The 19,570-nt window shown below is 40.7% G+C and carries 17 protein-coding genes and 1 pseudogene; 7 read left to right on the top strand and 11 right to left on the bottom strand.

Going from position 1 to position 19,570, the window contains the following annotated elements:
* The 10 genes and pseudogenes from BKK47_RS06515 to BKK47_RS06560 form a co-directional block, all read right to left on the bottom strand.
* The coding region (locus tag BKK47_RS06515) for an ESPR-type extended signal peptide-containing protein (RefSeq protein WP_143529595.1) at window positions 1-6,326 on the bottom strand (6,326 nt) is incomplete at its 3' end.
* A 200-nt stretch (window positions 6,327-6,526) separates the two neighbouring features.
* On the bottom strand, window positions 6,527-7,921 hold the full coding sequence (locus BKK47_RS06520) for an MDR family MFS transporter (protein ID WP_077494080.1): 1,395 nt from the start codon (window positions 7,919-7,921) through the stop codon (window positions 6,527-6,529).
* Entirely contained in the window at window positions 7,918-8,430 is a 513-nt protein-coding gene (mobB, locus tag BKK47_RS06525; RefSeq protein ID WP_077494081.1) for a molybdopterin-guanine dinucleotide biosynthesis protein MobB, read from the bottom strand. The genes BKK47_RS06520 and mobB overlap by 4 nt, the downstream gene beginning before the upstream one ends.
* A gap of 168 nt (window positions 8,431-8,598) precedes the next feature.
* Window positions 8,599-8,819, bottom strand: a pseudogene (locus tag BKK47_RS06530) (hypothetical protein).
* A gap of 127 nt (window positions 8,820-8,946) precedes the next feature.
* Entirely contained in the window at window positions 8,947-9,381 is a 435-nt protein-coding gene (locus tag BKK47_RS06535; RefSeq protein ID WP_077494082.1) for a SoxR reducing system RseC family protein, read from the bottom strand.
* Window positions 9,375-10,148: a class I SAM-dependent methyltransferase gene (locus BKK47_RS06540; protein ID WP_077494083.1), complete on the bottom strand. Its 774-nt coding sequence runs from the start codon at window positions 10,146-10,148 to the stop codon at window positions 9,375-9,377. Before BKK47_RS06540 ends, BKK47_RS06535 begins: the two co-directional genes overlap by 7 nt.
* Window positions 10,130-11,221, bottom strand: coding sequence for a tRNA (uridine(54)-C5)-methyltransferase TrmA (trmA, locus tag BKK47_RS06545; RefSeq protein ID WP_077494084.1), 1,092 nt, complete (start codon window positions 11,219-11,221; stop codon window positions 10,130-10,132). Before trmA ends, BKK47_RS06540 begins: the two co-directional genes overlap by 19 nt.
* Window positions 11,222-11,301: 80 nt before the next feature.
* Window positions 11,302-11,637: a MaoP family protein gene (locus BKK47_RS06550; RefSeq protein ID WP_077494085.1), complete on the bottom strand. Its 336-nt coding sequence runs from the start codon at window positions 11,635-11,637 to the stop codon at window positions 11,302-11,304.
* 55 nt (window positions 11,638-11,692) lie between these two features.
* Window positions 11,693-12,298 (bottom strand): thiol:disulfide interchange protein DsbA, encoded by a 606-nt coding sequence (dsbA, locus tag BKK47_RS06555; protein ID WP_077494086.1) that lies wholly within the window; start codon window positions 12,296-12,298, stop codon window positions 11,693-11,695.
* Between the two features lie 11 nt (window positions 12,299-12,309).
* Window positions 12,310-12,576: a YihD family protein gene (locus BKK47_RS06560; protein ID WP_077494087.1), complete on the bottom strand. Its 267-nt coding sequence runs from the start codon at window positions 12,574-12,576 to the stop codon at window positions 12,310-12,312.
* 64 nt (window positions 12,577-12,640) lie between these two features.
* Here BKK47_RS06560 and mobA point away from each other — a divergent pair, with 64 nt between their 5' ends.
* The 3 genes from mobA to BKK47_RS06575 are packed head-to-tail and all read left to right on the top strand — an operon-like array spanning window position 12,641 to window position 14,614.
* The gene (mobA, locus tag BKK47_RS06565) at window positions 12,641-13,204 is read left to right on the top strand and encodes a molybdenum cofactor guanylyltransferase MobA (RefSeq protein ID WP_077494088.1); all 564 of its coding nucleotides are present in this window, start codon (window positions 12,641-12,643) and stop codon (window positions 13,202-13,204) included.
* 45 nt (window positions 13,205-13,249) lie between these two features.
* Window positions 13,250-13,831, top strand: coding sequence for a rhomboid family intramembrane serine protease (locus tag BKK47_RS06570; protein ID WP_077494089.1), 582 nt, complete (start codon window positions 13,250-13,252; stop codon window positions 13,829-13,831).
* A gap of 27 nt (window positions 13,832-13,858) precedes the next feature.
* Complete coding sequence (locus tag BKK47_RS06575; RefSeq protein WP_077494090.1) at window positions 13,859-14,614, top strand: DeoR/GlpR family transcriptional regulator; 756 nt, start codon at window positions 13,859-13,861, stop codon at window positions 14,612-14,614.
* A 282-nt stretch (window positions 14,615-14,896) separates the two neighbouring features.
* Here the strand turns inward: BKK47_RS06575 and dusA are convergent, their stop codons facing one another.
* On the bottom strand, window positions 14,897-15,880 hold the full coding sequence (gene dusA, locus BKK47_RS06580) for a tRNA dihydrouridine(20/20a) synthase DusA (RefSeq protein ID WP_077494091.1): 984 nt from the start codon (window positions 15,878-15,880) through the stop codon (window positions 14,897-14,899).
* 308 nt (window positions 15,881-16,188) lie between these two features.
* Between dusA and rpsL the strand changes: the two genes are divergently transcribed.
* The 4 genes from rpsL to BKK47_RS06600 form a co-directional block, all read left to right on the top strand.
* Window positions 16,189-16,563: a 30S ribosomal protein S12 gene (gene rpsL / locus BKK47_RS06585; RefSeq protein ID WP_005543325.1), complete on the top strand. Its 375-nt coding sequence runs from the start codon at window positions 16,189-16,191 to the stop codon at window positions 16,561-16,563.
* 156 nt (window positions 16,564-16,719) lie between these two features.
* Complete coding sequence (gene rpsG / locus BKK47_RS06590; protein ID WP_018356117.1) at window positions 16,720-17,190, top strand: 30S ribosomal protein S7; 471 nt, start codon at window positions 16,720-16,722, stop codon at window positions 17,188-17,190.
* A gap of 84 nt (window positions 17,191-17,274) precedes the next feature.
* A complete protein-coding gene (fusA, locus tag BKK47_RS06595) occupies window positions 17,275-19,377 on the top strand; it encodes an elongation factor G (RefSeq protein WP_077494092.1) in 2,103 nt (700 codons plus the stop codon).
* Window positions 19,378-19,445: 68 nt separating this feature from the next.
* Window positions 19,446-19,570 (top strand): GTP-binding protein (locus BKK47_RS06600; protein ID WP_230589789.1); only part of this gene is annotated, 125 nt, incomplete at its 3' end.

The following is a 19,570-nucleotide window of genomic DNA, read 5'->3' on the forward strand; positions in this document are numbered from 1 at the left end:
ACAAGGCTATCGCCATTAACAGTGCTATTTCCACCCACGGTCAGATCTTTCGAAATTGTTGCATTGTTTGTGACATTCAGATCTTTGATCGTTGCGGTATCCGTTACAGTCAAATCTTTGGTCGTAGTTGTTCCATTTACAGTTAAATCTCCACCAATTGTTGTATTACCGGTCGTTGTTAAGTTACGGAAAGTCGGATCTTTCGCCATTAGAATTTCTATCGCACCTGTTGTTGCATTAGCTACAGTACGAATATTGCTACTATCAGCCTCTTTATCCTCTGCCAAACTGCCTTTAACTGTCAGTGTTTCACCTAATTTACGGTTGACAATTTCACCATTATTTCCCGTAAAATTCAGACCTTTACCTGTAAGATTACTGAAGTTTTGGATCGTTGTGTAAAGTTGACCACCTGTTACTGCATCTTTACTACCCTCTGTTACATTCCCTTCACCAATATTACTGATAACATTGCCACCCATATCCACTTTTGTGCCATTCGCTACCGTAAAGGTTTTATCTTGACCGCCTACAGTTGTATTACCGGATAATACGGTTTCACCTGTGGAAGTCAGTTTATTACTAAACGTGCCATTTTCAGAAGTTAAATTGGTGATTGTGCCGTTTGTCGCAGTTAAATTATTCACTGTTGCGTTATTAGTGACAGTAAGATCTTTGGTGGTTGTTGTGCCTTCAACTGTTGCATTACCTTTGGTGACAGTATCTTTCTCAAAAGTCGCATTGCCTTTGACAGTGCTATCACCCTCAACAGTAGAGTTACCTTTCACCGTTGAATTACCTTTTACCGTCAAATCTTTTTCGATATTGGCGTTGTTGGTCACATTCAAGTCTTTGGTTGTAGTCATGCCTTCAACTGTTGCATTACCTTTGGTGACAGTATTTTTCTCAAAGGTTGCATTGCCTTTGACAGTGCTATCACCCTCAACAGTAGAGTTACCTTTCACCGTTGAATTACCTTTTACCGTCAAATCTTTTTCGATATTGGCGTTGTTGGTCACATTCAAGTCTTTGGTTGTAGTCGTGCCTTCAACTGTTGCATTACCTTTGGTGACAGTATCTTTCTCAAAAGTCGCATTGCCTTTGACAGTGCTATCACCCTCAACAGTAGAGTTACCTTTCACCGTTGAATTACCTTTTACCGTCAAATCTTTTTCGATATTGGCGTTGTTGGTCACATTCAAATCTTTGGTTGTAGTTGTGCCTTCAACTGTTGCATTACCTTTGGTGACAGTATCTTTCTCAAAAGTCGCATTGCCTTTGACAGTGCTATCACCCTCAACAGTAGAGTTACCTTTCACCGTTGAATTACCTTTTACCGTCAAATCTTTTTCGATATTGGCGTTGTTGGTCACATTCAAGTCTTTGGTTGTAGTTGTGCCTTCAACTGTTGCATTACCTTTGGTGACAGTATCTTTCTCAAAGGTTGCATTGCCTTTGACTGTGCTATCACCGTTCACTGTTGAATTACCACCAATTGTGGCATCACCTGTGGTCGAAATTGTTTCAAATTCAGGTTTCTCTGCCACTTGAATTTCAACTTTACCCTCGGTCACCACAGTTTTGACATTTTTAGAGCTATAGTTACCGCTTGTTGTAGCTGTTCCCGTGATATTTAATGTTTCACCTAATTTGCGACTTGTATTTCCTGAATTACCTGTAAAGCTTAGCCCTTTATCTGTTAGGCTTGAGGTGATATTTTGAATTGTGGTGTGTAATTGACCACCTGTTATCGCATCTTTACTGCCTTCGGAGATATTTCCGTCAGTAATGTTGCTGATAACATTGCCACCCATATCCACTTTAGTACCATTTGCTACCGTAAAGGTCTTACCTTGACCGCCTACAGTTGTGTTACCGGATAATACAGTTTCACCTGTGGAAGTCAGGTTATTGCTAAACGTGCCATTTTCAGAAGTTAAATTGGTGATTGTGCCGTTTGTTGCGGTTAAATTATTCACTGTTGCGTTATTAGTGACAGTAAGATCTTTAGTGGTTGTTGTACCCTCAACTGTCGCATTACCTTTAACCGTGCTATCGCCCTCAACAGTAGAGTTACCTTTCACTGTTGAATTACCTTTTACCGTCAAATCTTTTTCGATATTGGCATTGTTGGTCACATTCAAGTCTTTGGTTGTGGTCGTGCCATTAACAGTTGAGTTGCCATCAACGGTTGAATTACCTTTTACTGTCAAATCTTTTTCGATATTGGCGCTGTTGGTCACATTCAAGTCTTTTGTTGTGGTTGTACCATTTACACCTAAATCACCGCCTACAGTTGCATTACCGGTCGCTGTTAAGTTACGGAATGTAGGGTCTTTTGCCATCACAATTTCTATCGCACCTGTCGTTGCATTTGCAACTGTACGAATATTGCTGCTATCAGCTTCTTTATTCTCTGCTAAGTTACCTTGAACCGTAAGAGTTTCACCTAATTTACGGGTGACAACTACACCATTGTTCCCTGTAAAATTCATACCCTGATCGGTTAGGCTTGTTGTAATGTTTTGAATTGTCGAGTGAAGTTGACCACCTGTTATCGCATCTTTACTGCCTTCGGAGATATTTCCGTCAGTAATGTTGCTGATAACATTGCCACCCATATCCACTTTGGTGCCATTCGCTACCGTAAAGGTTTTACCTTGACCACCTACAGTTGTGTTACCAGATAATAGAGTTTCACCAGTGGAAGTCAGGTTATTGCTAAACGTACCGTTGGTTGCGGTTAAATTATTAACGGTGGCATTGTTGGTAACGTTAAGGTCTTTGATAGTTGCTGTATCAGTAACATTGAGATCTTTGGTTGTGGTTGTACCATTAACCGTTGAGTTGCCCTTAACCGTCAAATCTTTTTCGATATTGGCGCTGTTGGTCACATTCAAGTCTTTTGTCGTGGTCGTGCCATTAACCGTTGAGTTTCCGTTAACGGTTGAATTGCCTTTTACCGTTAAATCTTTTTCGACATTGGCGCTGTTGGTGACATTCAAATCTTTGGTTGTGGTTGTGCCGTCTACAGTGACATTTTTCTCAAAGGTCGCGTTACCTTTTACTGTGCTGTCACCGCTAACAGTGCTATTTCCACCCACGGTCAGATCTTTCGAAATTGTTGCATTGTTTGTGACATTCAAATCTTTGGTTGTAGTTGTGCCTTCAACTGTTGCATTACCTTTGGTGACAGTGTTTTTCTCAAAGGTTGCATTGCCTTTGACTGTACTATCACCATTCACTGTTGAATTACCACCAATGGTTACATCACCTTTAGTAGAAAGTGTTTCAAATTCAGGGTTTTCAGCCACTTGAATTTCAACTTTACCCTCTGTCACCACGGTTTTGACATTTTTAGAGCTATATTCACCGCTTGTTGTAGCTGCTCCAGTAATATTTAATGTTTCACCTAATTTGCGACTTGTATTTCCTGAATTACCTGTAAAGCTTAACCCTTTATCTGTTAGGCTTGAGGTGATATTTTGAATTGTGGTGTGTAATTGACCACCTGTTATCGCATCTTTACTGCCTTCGGAGATATTTCCGTCAGTAATGTTGCTGATAACATTGCCACCCATATCCACTTTGGTACCATTCGCTACCGTAAAGGTTTTATCTTGACCGCCTACAGTTGTATTACCGGATAATACGGTTTCACCTGTGGAAGTCAGTTTATTGCTAAACGTGCCATTTTCAGAAGTTAAATTGGTGATCGTACCGTTGGTTGAATTCAAGTTAGTAATTGTACCGTTGGTCGCAGTTAAATTATTAACGGTGGCATTGTTGGTAACGTTCAGGTCTTTGATAGTTGCTGTATCAGCAACATTGAGATCTTTGGTTGTGGTCGTGCCATTAACAGTTGAATTGCCCTTAACCGTCAAATCTTTTTCGATATTGGCGCTGTTGGTCACATTCAAGTCTTTTGTAGTGGTCGTGCCATTAACAGTTGAATTGCCTTTTACCGTTAAATCTTTTTCGATATTGGCGTTGTTGGTGACATTTAGGTCTTTGGTTGTGGTTGTCCCTTCAACCGTAGAGTTACCTTTCACCGTAGAATCACCTTTAACGGTTAAGTTTTTCTCAATATTTGTGTTGTTGGTAACATTTAAGTCTTTAGTTGTAGTTGTACCATTAACAGTTAAATCTCCGCCAATCGTTGCACCATTGCTTGTTGTAATGCTGGTGAAATTCGGTGAATCGTTAACGGATAATGTAATATCTTTACCACTTTGAGTGATATTAAGATTTTTTCCTGCAATGACTTTTACCGTATCACCCATCTGAACGTTGGTTGAATTACTACCTTCTACATTACCGCCTTCAACCTTGTCTGTATTGATGTTCCAACCTTTATTAACTTTATTTAGGGCTGAGTTTGCCGTTGTGTTGGCCGCATTTGCCGTTGTATTAGCTGTATTCGCAGTTGCATTGGCAGTGTTTGCCGTTGCATTGGCAGTGTTTGCCGTTGTGTTAGCCGCGTTTGCTGTGGTATTGGCGGTATTTGCCGTTGTGTTAGCTGTATTCGCAGTTGCATTGGCAGTGTTTGCCGTTGCGTTAGCCGCATTTGCTGTTGTATTGGCAGTATTTGCCGTTGCGTTAGCCGCATTTGCTGTTGTATTGGCAGTATTTGCCGTAGTATTAGCAGCGCTAGCAACTGTGCTTACAGCATCTAACTGTCCTTTATTTACTGCGTCCGTTTTTGCTGTGCCATTAGCCACATTAGCAATTTTATTTCCACCCATATCTACGTTAGATTTTCCTTGGAAAGTAATATTTTTACCTTCACCACCAAGTAAAACATCACCACGTAAATTTGATGTACCGGATACCGTTAATGAACCACTCGCTGTAACATCAGTAAAGCTTGGACTATCAACGGTCTTGACTGTAATTGTGCTACCGTTACGGGTTACATTAATATTTTTCCCTTGAGCAATATTAATAGAGTCATTTCTTGTGATTTTCTCACCCTCCCCACTCTCACCATTAGCTTTGAGTGAGAATCCAGAACGATTTAATGCATTATTAATCGCATCGGATACGGTTTTAGCCGTGGTTAAACCTGCTGTTCCAGAAGCGCTCGTCACACCTTGCGCATTAGTAGAAATATTTTGTGTCACCACATTCATTTTGACAGATGAACTGTTATCACCATCGGTAACCACTGCTGTTGTATAGTCGCCATTAGTGAAATTCACTAAACCATTATTATTAATACGAGATTTTGTACTGCCGTTTTGTTGAATATTGAAACCCGTATGTTTCATTACTTGATAAAGTTGACTACCATTGATTGCATCGGTTGATGTTGCTGAAACCCGCCCTGCTGCAACATTAATAATTTGGCGTTTTGTTGTTCCATTACCTACAGATACAACTCTAGTAATATCTGGACTATCGCTAGGATCTCCAGTTACTGCAGCTCCAGCAAAATTGTCAGACTTAACATCACTGCCCGTATCATTTTTTACTATAAAGTTTGTGGATGTTCCCGCTCGTTCAGTTTCTGAATAGTACCCTAATGCTACCCCACCTTGATGAACGGCTTTAGAATTAGCCCCTATTGCGGTGGCATGATTCTGATATTGAGCACCGGCAGTAGCATTAGTACCTAATGCCACCGTTTCACCAGATGAGGCCGTGGCTTTTGTACCAATAGCTATTGTTAGTTCGCCATTTGCAGTTGCATTTGCTCCTACTGCTACACTAGCTTTATCAGTACGAGCATTTGATGCTGAGGCATATTGACCAATCGCAACCCCTGTTCCTGCAGTTGTATGCATACCAACAGCTGTACCTCCTGCTGCTGTTACACTACTACTGTCACCAATACTGATTGCTGATACTCCCTGTGATGAAGCATTATAACCCAGTGCAATACCTCCACGAGCATTCTCATCTTTCCCTTGGTTACCAACTTTAGCACCGGTACCAATCGCAATTGCCCCCGGTGCAAAAGCTTGTGCTTCATGTTCTCCGCCTCTATCATTATTGCGACCAATGGCAATGGCGTTAGTATCTCCGTTTGCATTACCACCTGCAATCGCGGTTCCTTCTCCGGTTTTCCATCGGACTGAACCGGTATTCCCACCGGCGTCAGCTTTGACGGCGAAGGCATTCGGCACAATCGCTGCCATCATCATTGCAGATGTAATAGCAATAGTCTTAATGCCGACAAAAGATTTCCCTCTAATAACCTCACTTTTATCCGAAACCTCAACGGCACTATTAGAGGAGGATTTACAATGCCCTTTTGCTAACTCGGATACTGCCATCCAAGTTTGCGTGGTGTGATTAAAAATTACTTTAAATATTTTGTTCATGATAATATTCCCATAGATTGACTAGTATAATTTACCCCTCATAAATAAAATATCGGGTAAAAACCAACTTAGTGACTCAATAACTGGCGAATAATAGCGCAATTTTTGAATAAAGTATAGAAAAATAAAGGACCCTAAGCGTAAACAAAGCACACGAAAAAATAAACCAAGAATAAAACTTTTCTTCGACATAATGAGGGTTAACTACAATTCTTACGCAAATGATTTCCATCTCTTTTATGTAGTTTGGCTAAGGTCAAGAGCAATAAAATAGCAAAAATAGATGAGGTTAAGAATGTATAGCTGAAGGCTTGTTGTAATAATTTGACTTCATTCTCGAAAAGTTGGCGATAGAAATTCAAAATAATAGACGATACAGCAATACCAAAGCCAATGCCCACTTGTTGGACAATGCTGAGTACCGTTGATCCTGCACCGGCTTGTGCCTGAGAAAGATCGCTTACAGCCAATGTATTTACGGCAGTAAAAATCATAGACATACAAGCGCCATACCACATTAAATTACAGACAATCCAGCCAAGAGAGGTTTGATTATTGAGCCATGCCATTGAAATAATCCCCATCGCCATAAAAAGTGCGGATGAAATCAGCGTCGTCTTATAGCCGAATTTATTCAGAATATGCCCGATGACGGTTTTGAATATCACTGACATTAAGGCAATAGGTGCAAGTAGCCAACCGGACATTTCTGCACTATACCCAAAGGAAAGTTGAAACATTAACGGCAATAAAAATGGCACGCCGGAAGCAGATAAGCGAATAAATAAATTAGCCAGTATGCCTAGGCTAAATGTTCGAGTGTGGAATAGGGAAAGCGGTAGAATTGCCCGTTCATTTCCTTTCGCATACATCACATAAATCACTAATAAGCCGATACCGAGAATAAGTGCGCTATAAGTGATCACCAAATTTTGCTGATTTTCGCTTAAGAGATCTAATCCCAGAGTGAGCCCAACCAAACCGAAAGCAAATAATAAAAAACCTGTCCAGTCCAGTTTTTCTTCATTACCTTTGATATTGTCCATTACTCTACCGGAAACCCAAATACCTAATACGCCAATGGGAATATTAATTAAGAAAATCCAATGCCAGGTTGCGTGAATGACCAACCACCCTCCTAAGATCGGTCCTAAAATCGGTCCGATTAAACCTGCGGTAGCCATAAAATTCCAAGCGTTAAGGAGTTGATGTTTAGGGACAGATTGAATAATGGCTAAACGGGCGACTGGCATCATAAACGCCCCGCCAATTCCTTGAATAACGCGAGCGAGAACGAGACTGTTCAAATTAGGTGCAGCGGCACAAGCTACCGAACCCAAGACAAATGTGAATACGGCACTGCGAAACACCGTGAGCGTACCGAATTTTGCCGCAGCCCATGCAGTGAGGGGAATAAACAAGGCAACGGCTAAAGAATAGGCGATAATCGCCATTTGCATTTCAAACGCTGGTTTACGCAAATCGGCAGAAATTGCCGGTAATGCGGTGTTTAAGATCGTGGCATCAAGGCTTTGCATAAAAAGCGCCATTGCCGCCACCCAAGCCAAGCCGTGATAAGTGCGGGTATCCGTCATTTTTTTTCCTGCGAGCGAAACCAAGTTTTGATAAAATCAGCTATCTGTGGAATTTGGTTAATATCTAACAAAGTGTGGTCGGTTTCAAGGTAATAATTGGTGGCGAGAGCAAGGACATTGTTGTCTATTTCCGGCAAGGGTTTTGTCATTTCTTGGCGATGCAAAAGAATTTTCGGAATTGGCTCTTGTTTAAATCCTTCTACAAGAATTAAATCCGTTAATGTGCGATCAAATTGTTGAGCCAGATAATCAAGTGAAACAGGTGAGGGCGTTTCTGTCATTATCGCCCAACGGTTATCACACGCCATTATCACTTGAGCAGAGCCTGCTTCTTTCATTCGCCAACTGTCTTTCCCTTCCTTATCCACTTGAGCATTATGATGGCTATGTTTGATCACAGAAACTTGAATGCCACGAGCAATTAATTCAGGGATAAGTTTTTCTAATAGCGTAGTTTTACCGCTGCCACTATAACCGGTAATACCAAGAAGGGGAATTTGAACACGCATAAAAATAACCTTAAAAATGACCGCACTTTAACGATTTTCAAACAGTAAAAACCCCGATAAATCGGGGTTGATGATATTTATCGAGAATTTTTTAAGAGATGATTTGCCCAAATAGCGCCGGCGATACCAATCAGTGCAATAATGCCAAGACCAACTGTAAGTCCCATATTATCTTTCCTCCGATAGTTGACGAAAAAACGACCCATTACTAAAAAAATATAAGCAATGATAAGTAAAAAAGCAATATTCATCCCTTTAAAAGCAAGAGAATGTTTGCCGTAGAGTATAACAGGCATCGCTAGAATGGCAACTTTTGCAATATCATCCGTTAATTTTGACCAAGCCGATAATGAGCTTTTCTCAATGGGTGAGCGGAATAAATTAAACATGATTTTCTCCGTTTTAAATAAAAACGGGATTTTGTTTGATTTTATGTTTCTTTACTTCAGCAAGTATTCAAATTTGCGAGGAGCTTCGCAGAAAAAGTTAAAAGTGCGGTTAAATTTTCCCACATTTTCAAGAAAGTACACGTAGTAAGACCGGCTGAAACTTTGCTTGCTGCCTCAATTTTTTGGTGTATCTCTTAATGAAAACAAAGGAAATGGCGGTAAAAAGAAAAATAACCAAAGCACGGCTCAGTTCGTTCTCGCTGATATAATGGGATAACCCTGTTGCTAGAAGCAAGGCTACAAGCGGCACGATATACATCAATAAAGCGGAAAACAACATAGATTTTTCCTCTAAACCAATTTCCACGACTTGCCCTTCACTCAATGGCATCATAGTTTCTACGGTGAAAATATGTTCGCCACGTTTGCCGTTGAGTTCGGAAAGGCTGGACATGCCACAGCTATTTTTTGCCGCACATTGTCCGCAAGCACTTTGGGACTGGCATTTTACTCTTGCCATGCCATTTTCATAGCTGATGACCACTGCGCTCTCTTTTAACATTGCGCTTCTCCCAAATAAATATCAAAGCGGTGGTTTTTCGTGTCACGGCTAAAGTGCGGTTGTTTTTTTGCGAGAAATTCCGCATAGTCAGGACGTTTCACCACCACACGTTTTCGGGCGAGCCGTAATGCAGGAGCAAGCAGTTCGTCCGCATCCAAATCTGCTCCGACTAAATGTTGAAACACGCGCATTTCTTTTTTTACCAAGGCAGATTTTTGTTTGTGCGGATACATAGGATCAAGATAAACCACATCAGCACAGTCCGTTTCAGAGACCAATTCATGAATATGACGAACCTTTAATAAACGCAAATTTTGTTGCAACATTTCACCGATTTCTTCATCTTGATAGGCTCGATTTAAGCCGTCTTGCAACAGTAAATGTACAACAGGGTGGCGTTCGATCAAACGCACTTGGCAACCGATAGCGGCTAACACAAAAGCATCTCGCCCTAATCCTGCGGTGACATCAACCACTGTTGGCAGTTCATTTCCCTTAATTCCGACGGCTTTTGCCACGGCTTCACCACGGCCACCACCAAATTTTCGCCGATGTGCCATCGCACCACCCACGAAATCTACATAGACAGCCCCCAGTTTGGGTTCGTCCAATTTACGTAATTCCAAACGTTCGTCCGTTTGCACCAATGCAAGCGGGCTTTGGGTATCATGGATAATATTCATTGCACCGCAAAGTGCGGTTAAATTTTCGAGCGTTTTTTCCGTTGATTCGGAAATCAGCTGAATCTTTACTTGCGAATCAGCCATACGCCGCTTTCCATATGATGGGTGTAGGGGAATTGATCGAACAATGCCGCTTTTTCAATGCGGTGTGTTTTTGAAAGTGCCTGTAAATTATCGCATAAAGTATGAGGGTTACATGAAATATACAAAATGCGATCATAACCTTGTACCAATTTTATCGTATCAGGATCAAGCCCTGCGCGGGGCGGATCGACAAAAATCGTGTTACATTCGTAGGCGGTTAAATCAATGCCTTTTAATCGATTAAAGGCTCGTACACCGTTCATCGCTTGGGTAAATTCTTCCGCAGACATTCGGATGATCTGCAGATTATCCACATGATTTTCTGCGATATTAAACTGTGCCGCTATTACGGAAGGCTTAGCGATTTCTGTGGCAAGCACTTTGCGGAAATTTTGTGCTAAGGCAATCGAGAAATTACCATTACCACAATAAAGTTCGAGCAGATCGCCTTCACTTTTTTTTGTGCAATCCACTGCCCATTCCAACATTTTACAATTCACCACGGCATTCGGTTGGGTGAAACTGTTTTCCACTTGGCGATACACATAATTTCGCCCGGCGACAGGCAACACTTCATCCACATAATCTTGTTCAAGGCAAATTTTTTGTTTACTTGCTCTGCCAATCAATTGAACATCAAAACCCCGTTCAATAAGCTGCCTTCTCAAAGTTTCTGCTGCTTGTTGCCATTCTTCCGTAAGCGCTTTGTGATACAAAAGACTGACGATAATTTTATTACTCAAGGTACTGAGATAATCGATTTGGAACAGTTTTTTATGCAAAATTTCTTGTTGTTTGAGCAAAGGAAGCAGGGTTTGCATCATTTGGTTTATGAGCCGGCTGGCGATAGGAAATTCGTCCACACGATAAGGCTTACGTGTGCTTTGATCAAACATAATATGATAAAAATCGCCTTGTTCGTGCCAAATGCGAAATTCCGTCCGCATACGATAATGGTTGGTTGGTGAATCAAACACTTGAATTGTTGGCGCATTAAACGGGCGTAGAAGTGCGGTCAGTTTTTCTTGTTTTTTTTGTAGTAATTCGGTGTATTGAGAAACAGGGAGTTGCATTCGTTGAGTCCAGCTGTATGGGGTAAAGCAATTTACAGAATAAACAAAGGCAGACGTCTGCCTGCCTTGTCTCATTAATCTTATTCGCCGGAATAATCATCACCACCGGAAGCGGCTTCGCTTACATCACCAGAGAGGGTGTAAACACGTTTGGTGGTGTTAATACGGGTGCGGTATTTATGCCATGTTCTTTCAAAGAAAGTTTCCGCTGCACGTTCTCCACGACAGAATGCAACAAACTCTTTTTCTTCTTTTGTTGCCGGTTCACGTTCACCTAAATCCAAGGCTTTGAATGCTTGACCGTATTGTTCAAGCACTTGTGATTCTTTAATGGTGTAATCACCGTGACGCGAAAATCCGCGCGGATAGTTTTTATCGTCAAAAAAACGACGGGTAACACTGAAACTTGCAGCCATGATTATCTCTCTTCTTTGATAGCTTAAAAAAGGCAGGCATTAAACCAATTTTTTGTTATTTTTGCAATAAACCTTTTACGGTTTCCACATAATCTTTGACGAAATCATCATAATTTAAACCTTCAGGATTCACACGGAATTTTCCATTGACATAAAAATCCGGCACGCCACGCACACCAAATTGGGTAGCAGCGTTCACTTGTTTGTTCACTAAGCCGTTCACCGCAAAGCTATTAATTCCGCCATCGAATTGTTCTGCAGTCACGCCGTTATCTAAGAAGATTGTGCGAATATCGTCCATTGATTTTAAACGATCTTTTTGTGCAGCTTCAAATAAAGGTGTTTTGACTTTATTCTCCGCGCCTAGTGCCATGGCTAATGCCCAAGCTCGGGTTAAATTTTCAGACTGACGTCCTAAAAAATTCACATGATATTGTTTAAATACAACGCCTTCAGGCAAGCTGTCCTTAACTTGTTGAGGAATTTTATATTCCATTTCAAAAGAATAACAATGGGGGCAATAAAAAGAGAAAAATTCAATCACTTCTTTTTGCATTGTAGGTTGTTGGCTCACTTGGATATATTGTTTACCTTCTTGTAAATCAGCCGCGAAGACATTAACAGAAATTAACGTGCCTAAGGCGAGTAAAAATTTTTTCATTTGTTTTTTCCTTATTTTATTATGCCACGTGCTTTTAACAGCGCGGTTTTAAAATCTTCTTCGTAATCTTTTTTGATACCGGGAATGGGCTCGTGCTTATCCGTACCGTCCATTTTTAACTGATAAATAATCACTTCATCGGTTAATTCATTTAATGGTTTTTTGAAACCTGATTCATCTGAGATTTTTTGCAAGATTTCCATCAAACTCAAATCCGGGGCTTTAGACCAATAAGGTTGTAAAAGTTCCAAAACTTCATTTAAACGCTTACATTTCATTGCTATTTTCTTTTTAATCGTAAAAAATATGCGCATGATACTGCAAATTCTCACAGAATAAAATATGGCAACGATAAGTGCGGTGATTTTGGCGGGCGGCAAAGCTCGGAGAATGGAAGGACGTGACAAAGGTTTACAGATTTTACAGGGTAAGCCTTTGATCCAACATATGATTGAAGGTTTACAGCCACAAATTGCGGATATTTCTATTAATGCCAATAGAAACCAAGCCGAATACGCAAAATTCGGTTTTCCTGTTTTTGCCGATGCATCAGCGGATTTTCAAGGTCCGTTAGGCGGTATGTTGAGTGGGCTTGAGAAAGCCGGTACGGATTTTGTTTTGTTCACACCTTGCGATAGTCCTTTTTTTCCTAAAAACTTACTCACAAAACTCAAAAATGCGGTGGAAAATGACCGCACTTTGATTGCTTATGCCTGTGATGAAGAAAGAGAACATCCCACATTTTGTTTAATGTTGGTAGAATTAAAAGAGGCATTACGGGATTACCTTGCCGCCGGTGAGCGGAGGCTGCTGCAATTTATGCGGGAAAATAAAGGGATTTCGGTGAAATTTACAACAAGTGAAGGGCGATTTATGAATTTTAATTCCTTGGACGATTTACGATAATAATTTTTTACTGTGCTGAAAGTTGATTAAGAGACTTATTATTTTATGAAAAATTCTGATTTATCCCGTTATTTTACACCGTTACACATTATCACTGCGATCTGCGTCATCGTATATTTATTGCAACAAATCGGTTTTGAAGAAAGTATTATGGACGCCTTTCATTATCCGGTTTATTTTGATCAGGATTGGGCGCTTTGGCGTTATATCACGCATTCTTTTGTGCATTTGTCGAACATTCACATTATTGCGAACTTATCTTGGTTTTGGTTATTCGGAAGTGTGATTGAACGCTATTTTGGCGGAAGAAAACTATTTTTTATTTTTTTAGTTTCTGCCATTGTGAGCGGTATCGTACAAAATTATTTTTCAGGCGCAGGCTTTTTTGGATTATCAGGTGTGGTGTATGCGGTGTTGGGTTATGTCTTTGTAGTCGATAAACTGAATGCTAATATGTTTGATTTGCCGAAGGGTTTTTTTACAATGTTACTCGTGGGGCTGATATTTGGATTTATTAGCCCTCTATTTGATATTTATATTGGTAATGCCGCCCATATTTCGGGTTTAATAGTTGGATTATTTTGGGGATTTATTGATAGTAAAATTTATTTGAATCGGGTAGAGTAACAGCGCTATTTATTTAAGGAACATGATATGAAACAATCCATTCGTCATCAAAAAATTATGGAGCTTGTCAATCAGCATGGTTATTTAAGTACAGAAGATTTGGTTATCCGGCTGGATGTCAGTCCGCAAACAATCCGGCGGGATTTGAATGTTCTTGCAGAACTGAATTTTATTCGCCGTCATCATGGTGGCGCCGCTTCTCCCTCTTCCGCAGAAAATTCTGATTATATTGATCGCAAACAGCTCTTTTCTTCACAAAAAAATTGCATTGCCCAAGAAGTTGCAAAACTTATTCCGAATGGCGCTTCGTTATTTATTGATATCGGCACGACGCCGGAAGCGGTAGCAAATGCGTTACTTAATCACGAATCTTTACGTATTGTTACAAATAATCTGAATGCAGCCCATTTGCTCCGGCAAAACGAAAGTTTTGATATTACTATGGCGAGTGGTTCGTTACGGATGGATGGGGGGATTATTGGTGAGGCTACAGTAAATTTTATTTCCCAGTTTCGTTTAGACTTTGGTATTCTTGGTATCAGTGCGATTGATGAAGACGGCTCTTTATTGGATTACGATTATCACGAAGTGCAAGTGAAACGTGCGATTATGGAAAGTTCACGGCAAACCTTGTTGGTGACCGATCATTCAAAATTTACCCGACAAGCAATCGTTCGCTTAGGGGAGCTGGGGGATGTCGAATACCTGTTTACAGATGAAGTGCCGTTTTCTATTTGTCAATATTTACAAAATGCTAAAACGAAATTAGTGATATGTCAGTAAGAAAGTGCGGTTATTTCTAACCGCACTTTTGTTTTTTAACATCCATGTCAAACCACTGATGCAGTTAAGACCAATTCAAAAAAAGTAAAACAGGATCAAATTAGAAATTTATAAGTAATGAATAGGAGAGACTCGATATACCAAGAAATGTAAGACTTGATACTTCAAGAAACACGATGATCTCCCTCTCAAATCTTGAGGCAAGATTATAGTATAAATAAGGGTAAATGGAAAGAAAAAAAATTGAGATTTGTGAAATACGTCACATTTTTAGCCTAGGTCTTAATTCTCAACAAAACTAAGTGCTGTTTCAATAACTTCAATCCCCGCCCCCTGTTTGAATGCGTTTTCACTTAAATAACGACGCCATTGGCGTGCTCCTTTACAATGTTGAAATGCGCCCAGCATATGACGAACAATATGATTGAGATAGACACCTTGGCTGAGTTGTTTTTCAATATAAGGCAGCATTGCCAGCACCGCTTCTCTTGGGCTAATAATTGGCATATCGGAGTCAAACAAGGCTTGATCGATAGTGCCGAGTAAACTTGGGTTTTGATAAGCCTCGCGTCCCACCATTACGCCGTCGACAAATTGCAAATGTTGTTTCATTTCTTCTACGGTTTTGATTCCACCGTTAATAACGATAGTCAAATGTGGAAAGTCGCGTTTTAATTGATACACGCGTTCATAATCAAGTGGTGGAATTTCACGATTTTCTTTCGGACTTAAACCGGAAAGCCAAGCTTTACGTGCGTGAATAATAAATTCCTGGCAGCCTTTATTCTGCACTTTTTCGATAAAATCACATAAAAATTCGTAACTATCAAGATCATCAATACCGATACGGGTTTTAACCGTTACAGGAATATTCACCGCCTGTTGCATATTTTCGACACATTCCGCCACCAAATCCGCTTTTGCCATTAAGCATGCACCAAACATTCCGTTTTGCACCCGATCAGAAGGGCAGCCCACATTCAGATTAATTTCATGATACCCCCGTTCTTCCGCTAGTTTTGCACAATGTTGGAGTTGCTCAGGATCACTTCCGCCTAATTGCAACGCAACGGGATTTTCACAGGGATCAAAATCCAAGAGATCATATTTGGCATAGATAATTGCCGGTGTGGTGACCATTTCCGTATAAAGTAGAGCATGTTTAGAAAATTGGCGATGAAAATAACGACAATGACGTGTCGTCCAATCAAGCATTGGCGCAACGGAAAAACGTCCGCGATAAAAGTGCGGTTGATTTTGAGGCATTTTTATTTCTCTGGTTGTTGATCCCGATTTAGCGAAGGATCTTTATGTAAATTGGCGTGGGATTATGGCGATATTGGTTTAGGAAATCAAGAGTAGGGAGGCGTGTGATAAAAACTAAAGATTGAAATAATCCTTTAATTTAAGAATATTACTATATTTATGATTCGCGATCCTTTCACGATCCTCTCGGGTTTAATTATTGACAAGGACTAGCAAAATCATTAGAATTCAGCGTCTATTTCTATATTGAAGTAGATTTTTTGAACAACATTCTATTATTGAATAACATTTAAACTGGAGCTTTTTTAATGGCAACTATCAACCAGCTAGTACGCAAACCGCGTGTGAAAAAGGTTGTAAAAAGCAACGTTCCTGCATTAGAGGCTTGCCCGCAGAAACGTGGTGTATGTACTCGTGTATATACTACAACTCCTAAAAAACCAAATTCAGCGTTACGTAAAGTATGTCGTATCCGCTTAACAAATGGTTTTGAAGTAACTTCTTATATTGGTGGTGAAGGTCACAACCTTCAAGAGCACAGTGTTGTATTAATCCGTGGTGGTCGTGTTAAAGACTTACCGGGTGTGCGTTACCACACAGTACGCGGCGCGTTAGACTGCGCAGGCGTGAAAGATCGTAAACAAGGTCGTTCTAAATACGGCGTTAAACGTCCTAAAGCTTAATGGTTCTCCGTTAAGTAAGGCCAAACGTCTAAATTAGCAAAACAATTTAAACCATAAACTCCAGTCAAAAGCGCATGCGCTGCAAAATTCCTCAATGAAGGAAGATTGCTGATGAGTTTTGGATATCCTGAAGATTAAAATACGGAGAAATTCGCAATGCCACGTCGTCGTAGTATTGAACCACGCAAGATTCTTCCAGATCCGAAATTCGGTTCAGAGTTACTTGCAAAATTTATTAATGTAATCATGGTAGACGGTAAAAAATCCGTTGCCGAATCCATCGTTTACGGTGCATTAGAAACTTTATCTGAGCGTACGGGTAAAGAACCTTTAGAAGCATTTGAAATCGCACTTGAAAATGTGCGTCCGACCGTTGAGGTGAAATCTCGTCGTGTTGGTGGTTCTACTTACCAAGTACCGGTTGAAGTTCGTCCGGTTCGTCGTAATGCATTAGGTATGCGTTGGATCGTAGAAGCAGCACGTAAACGTGGTGATAAATCAATGGCTTTACGCCTTGCAAACGAATTATCAGATGCCTCTGATAACAAAGGTGCAGCAGTGAAGAAACGTGAAGACGTTCACCGTATGGCTGAAGCTAACAAAGCATTTGCTCACTATCGTTGGTAATAAGCTTTTGGATTTAAAGGGCTTCATCATTGATGAAGCCTTACCCTTATATAAACAGATATTAAACTAAACAAGGTTATAATAATGGCACGTACAACTCCTATTGAAAGATATCGTAATATCGGTATTAGTGCGCACATTGATGCGGGTAAAACGACTACTACTGAACGTATCTTATTCTATACAGGTGTGAGCCACAAAATCGGTGAAGTACACGATGGTGCGGCAACAATGGACTGGATGGAACAAGAACAGGAACGCGGTATCACCATCACCTCTGCGGCAACAACCGCATTCTGGTCTGGTATGTCTCAACAATTCCCACAACACCGTATCAATGTTATTGACACTCCAGGGCACGTAGACTTTACTGTTGAAGTAGAACGTTCTATGCGTGTTCTTGATGGTGCGGTAATGGTTTACTGTGCTGTAGGTGGTGTTCAACCTCAGTCTGAAACCGTATGGCGCCAAGCGAACAAATATGAAGTTCCGCGTATTGCGTTTGTTAATAAAATGGACCGTACCGGTGCAAATTTCTTACGTGTAGTTGAGCAATTAAAAACCCGTTTAGGCGCGAATGCTGTTCCTCTTCAACTTCCAATCGGTGCAGAAGAAAACTTTACCGGTGTTGTTGATTTGATCAAAATGAAAGCAATCAACTGGAACGAAGCTGACCAAGGTATGACTTTCACTTACGAAGACATCCCTGCAAATATGATTGCTGACTGTGAAGAATGGCGTCAAAATCTTGTAGATGCAGCAGCTGAAGCATCTGAAGAGTTAATGGAAAAATACCTTGGCGGTGAAGAATTAACTGAAGAAGAGATCAAAGCAGGTCTTCGTCAACGTGTGTTAGCGAATGAAATTATCTTAGTAACCTGTGGTTCTGCATTCAAAAATAAAGGTGTTCAAGCGATGCTTGACGCTGTAGTTGAATACTTACCTGCACCGACAGACATTCCAGCGATTAAAGGTATTAACCCTGATGAAACTGAAGGTGAACGTCATGCAAGCGATGAAGAGCCATTCTCTTCATTAGCATTTAAAATTGCAACTGACCCATTTGTGGGTAACTTAACCTTCTTCCGAGTGTACTCTGGTGTAATCAACTCAGGTGATACAGTGTTGAACTCAGTACGTCAAAAACGTGAGCGTTTTGGTCGTATCGTTCAAATGCATGCTAACAAACGTGAAGAGATCAAAGAAGTTCGCGCCGGTGATATTGCTGCGGCAATCGGCTTAAAAGATGTGACGACAGGTGATACATTATGTGCAATTGAAGCACCAATCATTCTTGAGCGTATGGAATTCCCAGAGCCGGTAATCTCTGTTGCGGTAGAGCCAAAAACTAAAGCAGACCAAGAAAAAATGGGTATTGCATTAGGTCGTTTAGCACAAGAAGACCCTTCATTCCGTGTTCACACTGATGAGGAATCCGGTGAGACTATCATTTCAGGTATGGGTGAATTACACTTAGATATCATCGTTGACCGTATGAAACGTGAATTCAAAGTGGAAGCGAATATCGGTAAACCACAGGTATCTTACCGTGAGACTATCCGTACCCGTGTTAATGATGTTGAAGGTAAACACGCAAAACAATCCGGTGGTCGTGGTCAATACGGTCATGTTGTTATCGACTTGTATCCATTAGAGCCGGAAGGTCCGGGCTACGAATTTGTTAACGAAATCAAAGGTGGTGTAATTCCTGGCGAATACATCCCGGCTGTTGACAAAGGTATCCAAGAGCAACTTAAATCCGGTCCATTAGCGGGTTATCCGGTAGTTGACCTTGGTGTGCGTTTACACTTCGGTTCATACCATGATGTGGACTCATCCGAATTAGCGTTTAAATTAGCGGCTTCTTTAGCATTTAAAGCAGCGTTCGCTAAAGCAAACCCGGTTCTATTAGAGCCAATCATGAAAGTAGAAGTTGAAACACCACCTGAGTATGTGGGTGATGTAATCGGTGATTTAAGCCGTCGTCGTGCAATGGTTAACGGTCAAGAGGCGAACGAATTTGTTGTTAAGATTGATGCAGAAGTTCCACTTTCTGAAATGTTCGGTTATGCAACAGACTTACGTTCACAAACCCAAGGTCGTGCATCATACTCAATGGAACCGTTAAAATATGCTGAAGCGCCAACAAGTGTTGCAGCTGCAGTAATCGAAGCACGTAAAAAATAATATTTTTGTAACATAATAGCGGTATAAAATTCTTACTTTTTATACCGCACTTTTAGGAAACATTAGCAATGTCTAAAGAAAAATTTGAACGTACAAAACCGCACGTAAACGTGGGTACAATCGGCCACGTTGACCACGGTAAAACAACTTTAACAGCAGCCATCACCACAGTATTAGCAAAACACTACGGTGG

The sequence above is a fragment of the Rodentibacter mrazii genome, assembly GCF_001998825.1.
Taxonomy (GTDB): Bacteria; Pseudomonadota; Gammaproteobacteria; order Enterobacterales; family Pasteurellaceae; genus Rodentibacter; species Rodentibacter mrazii.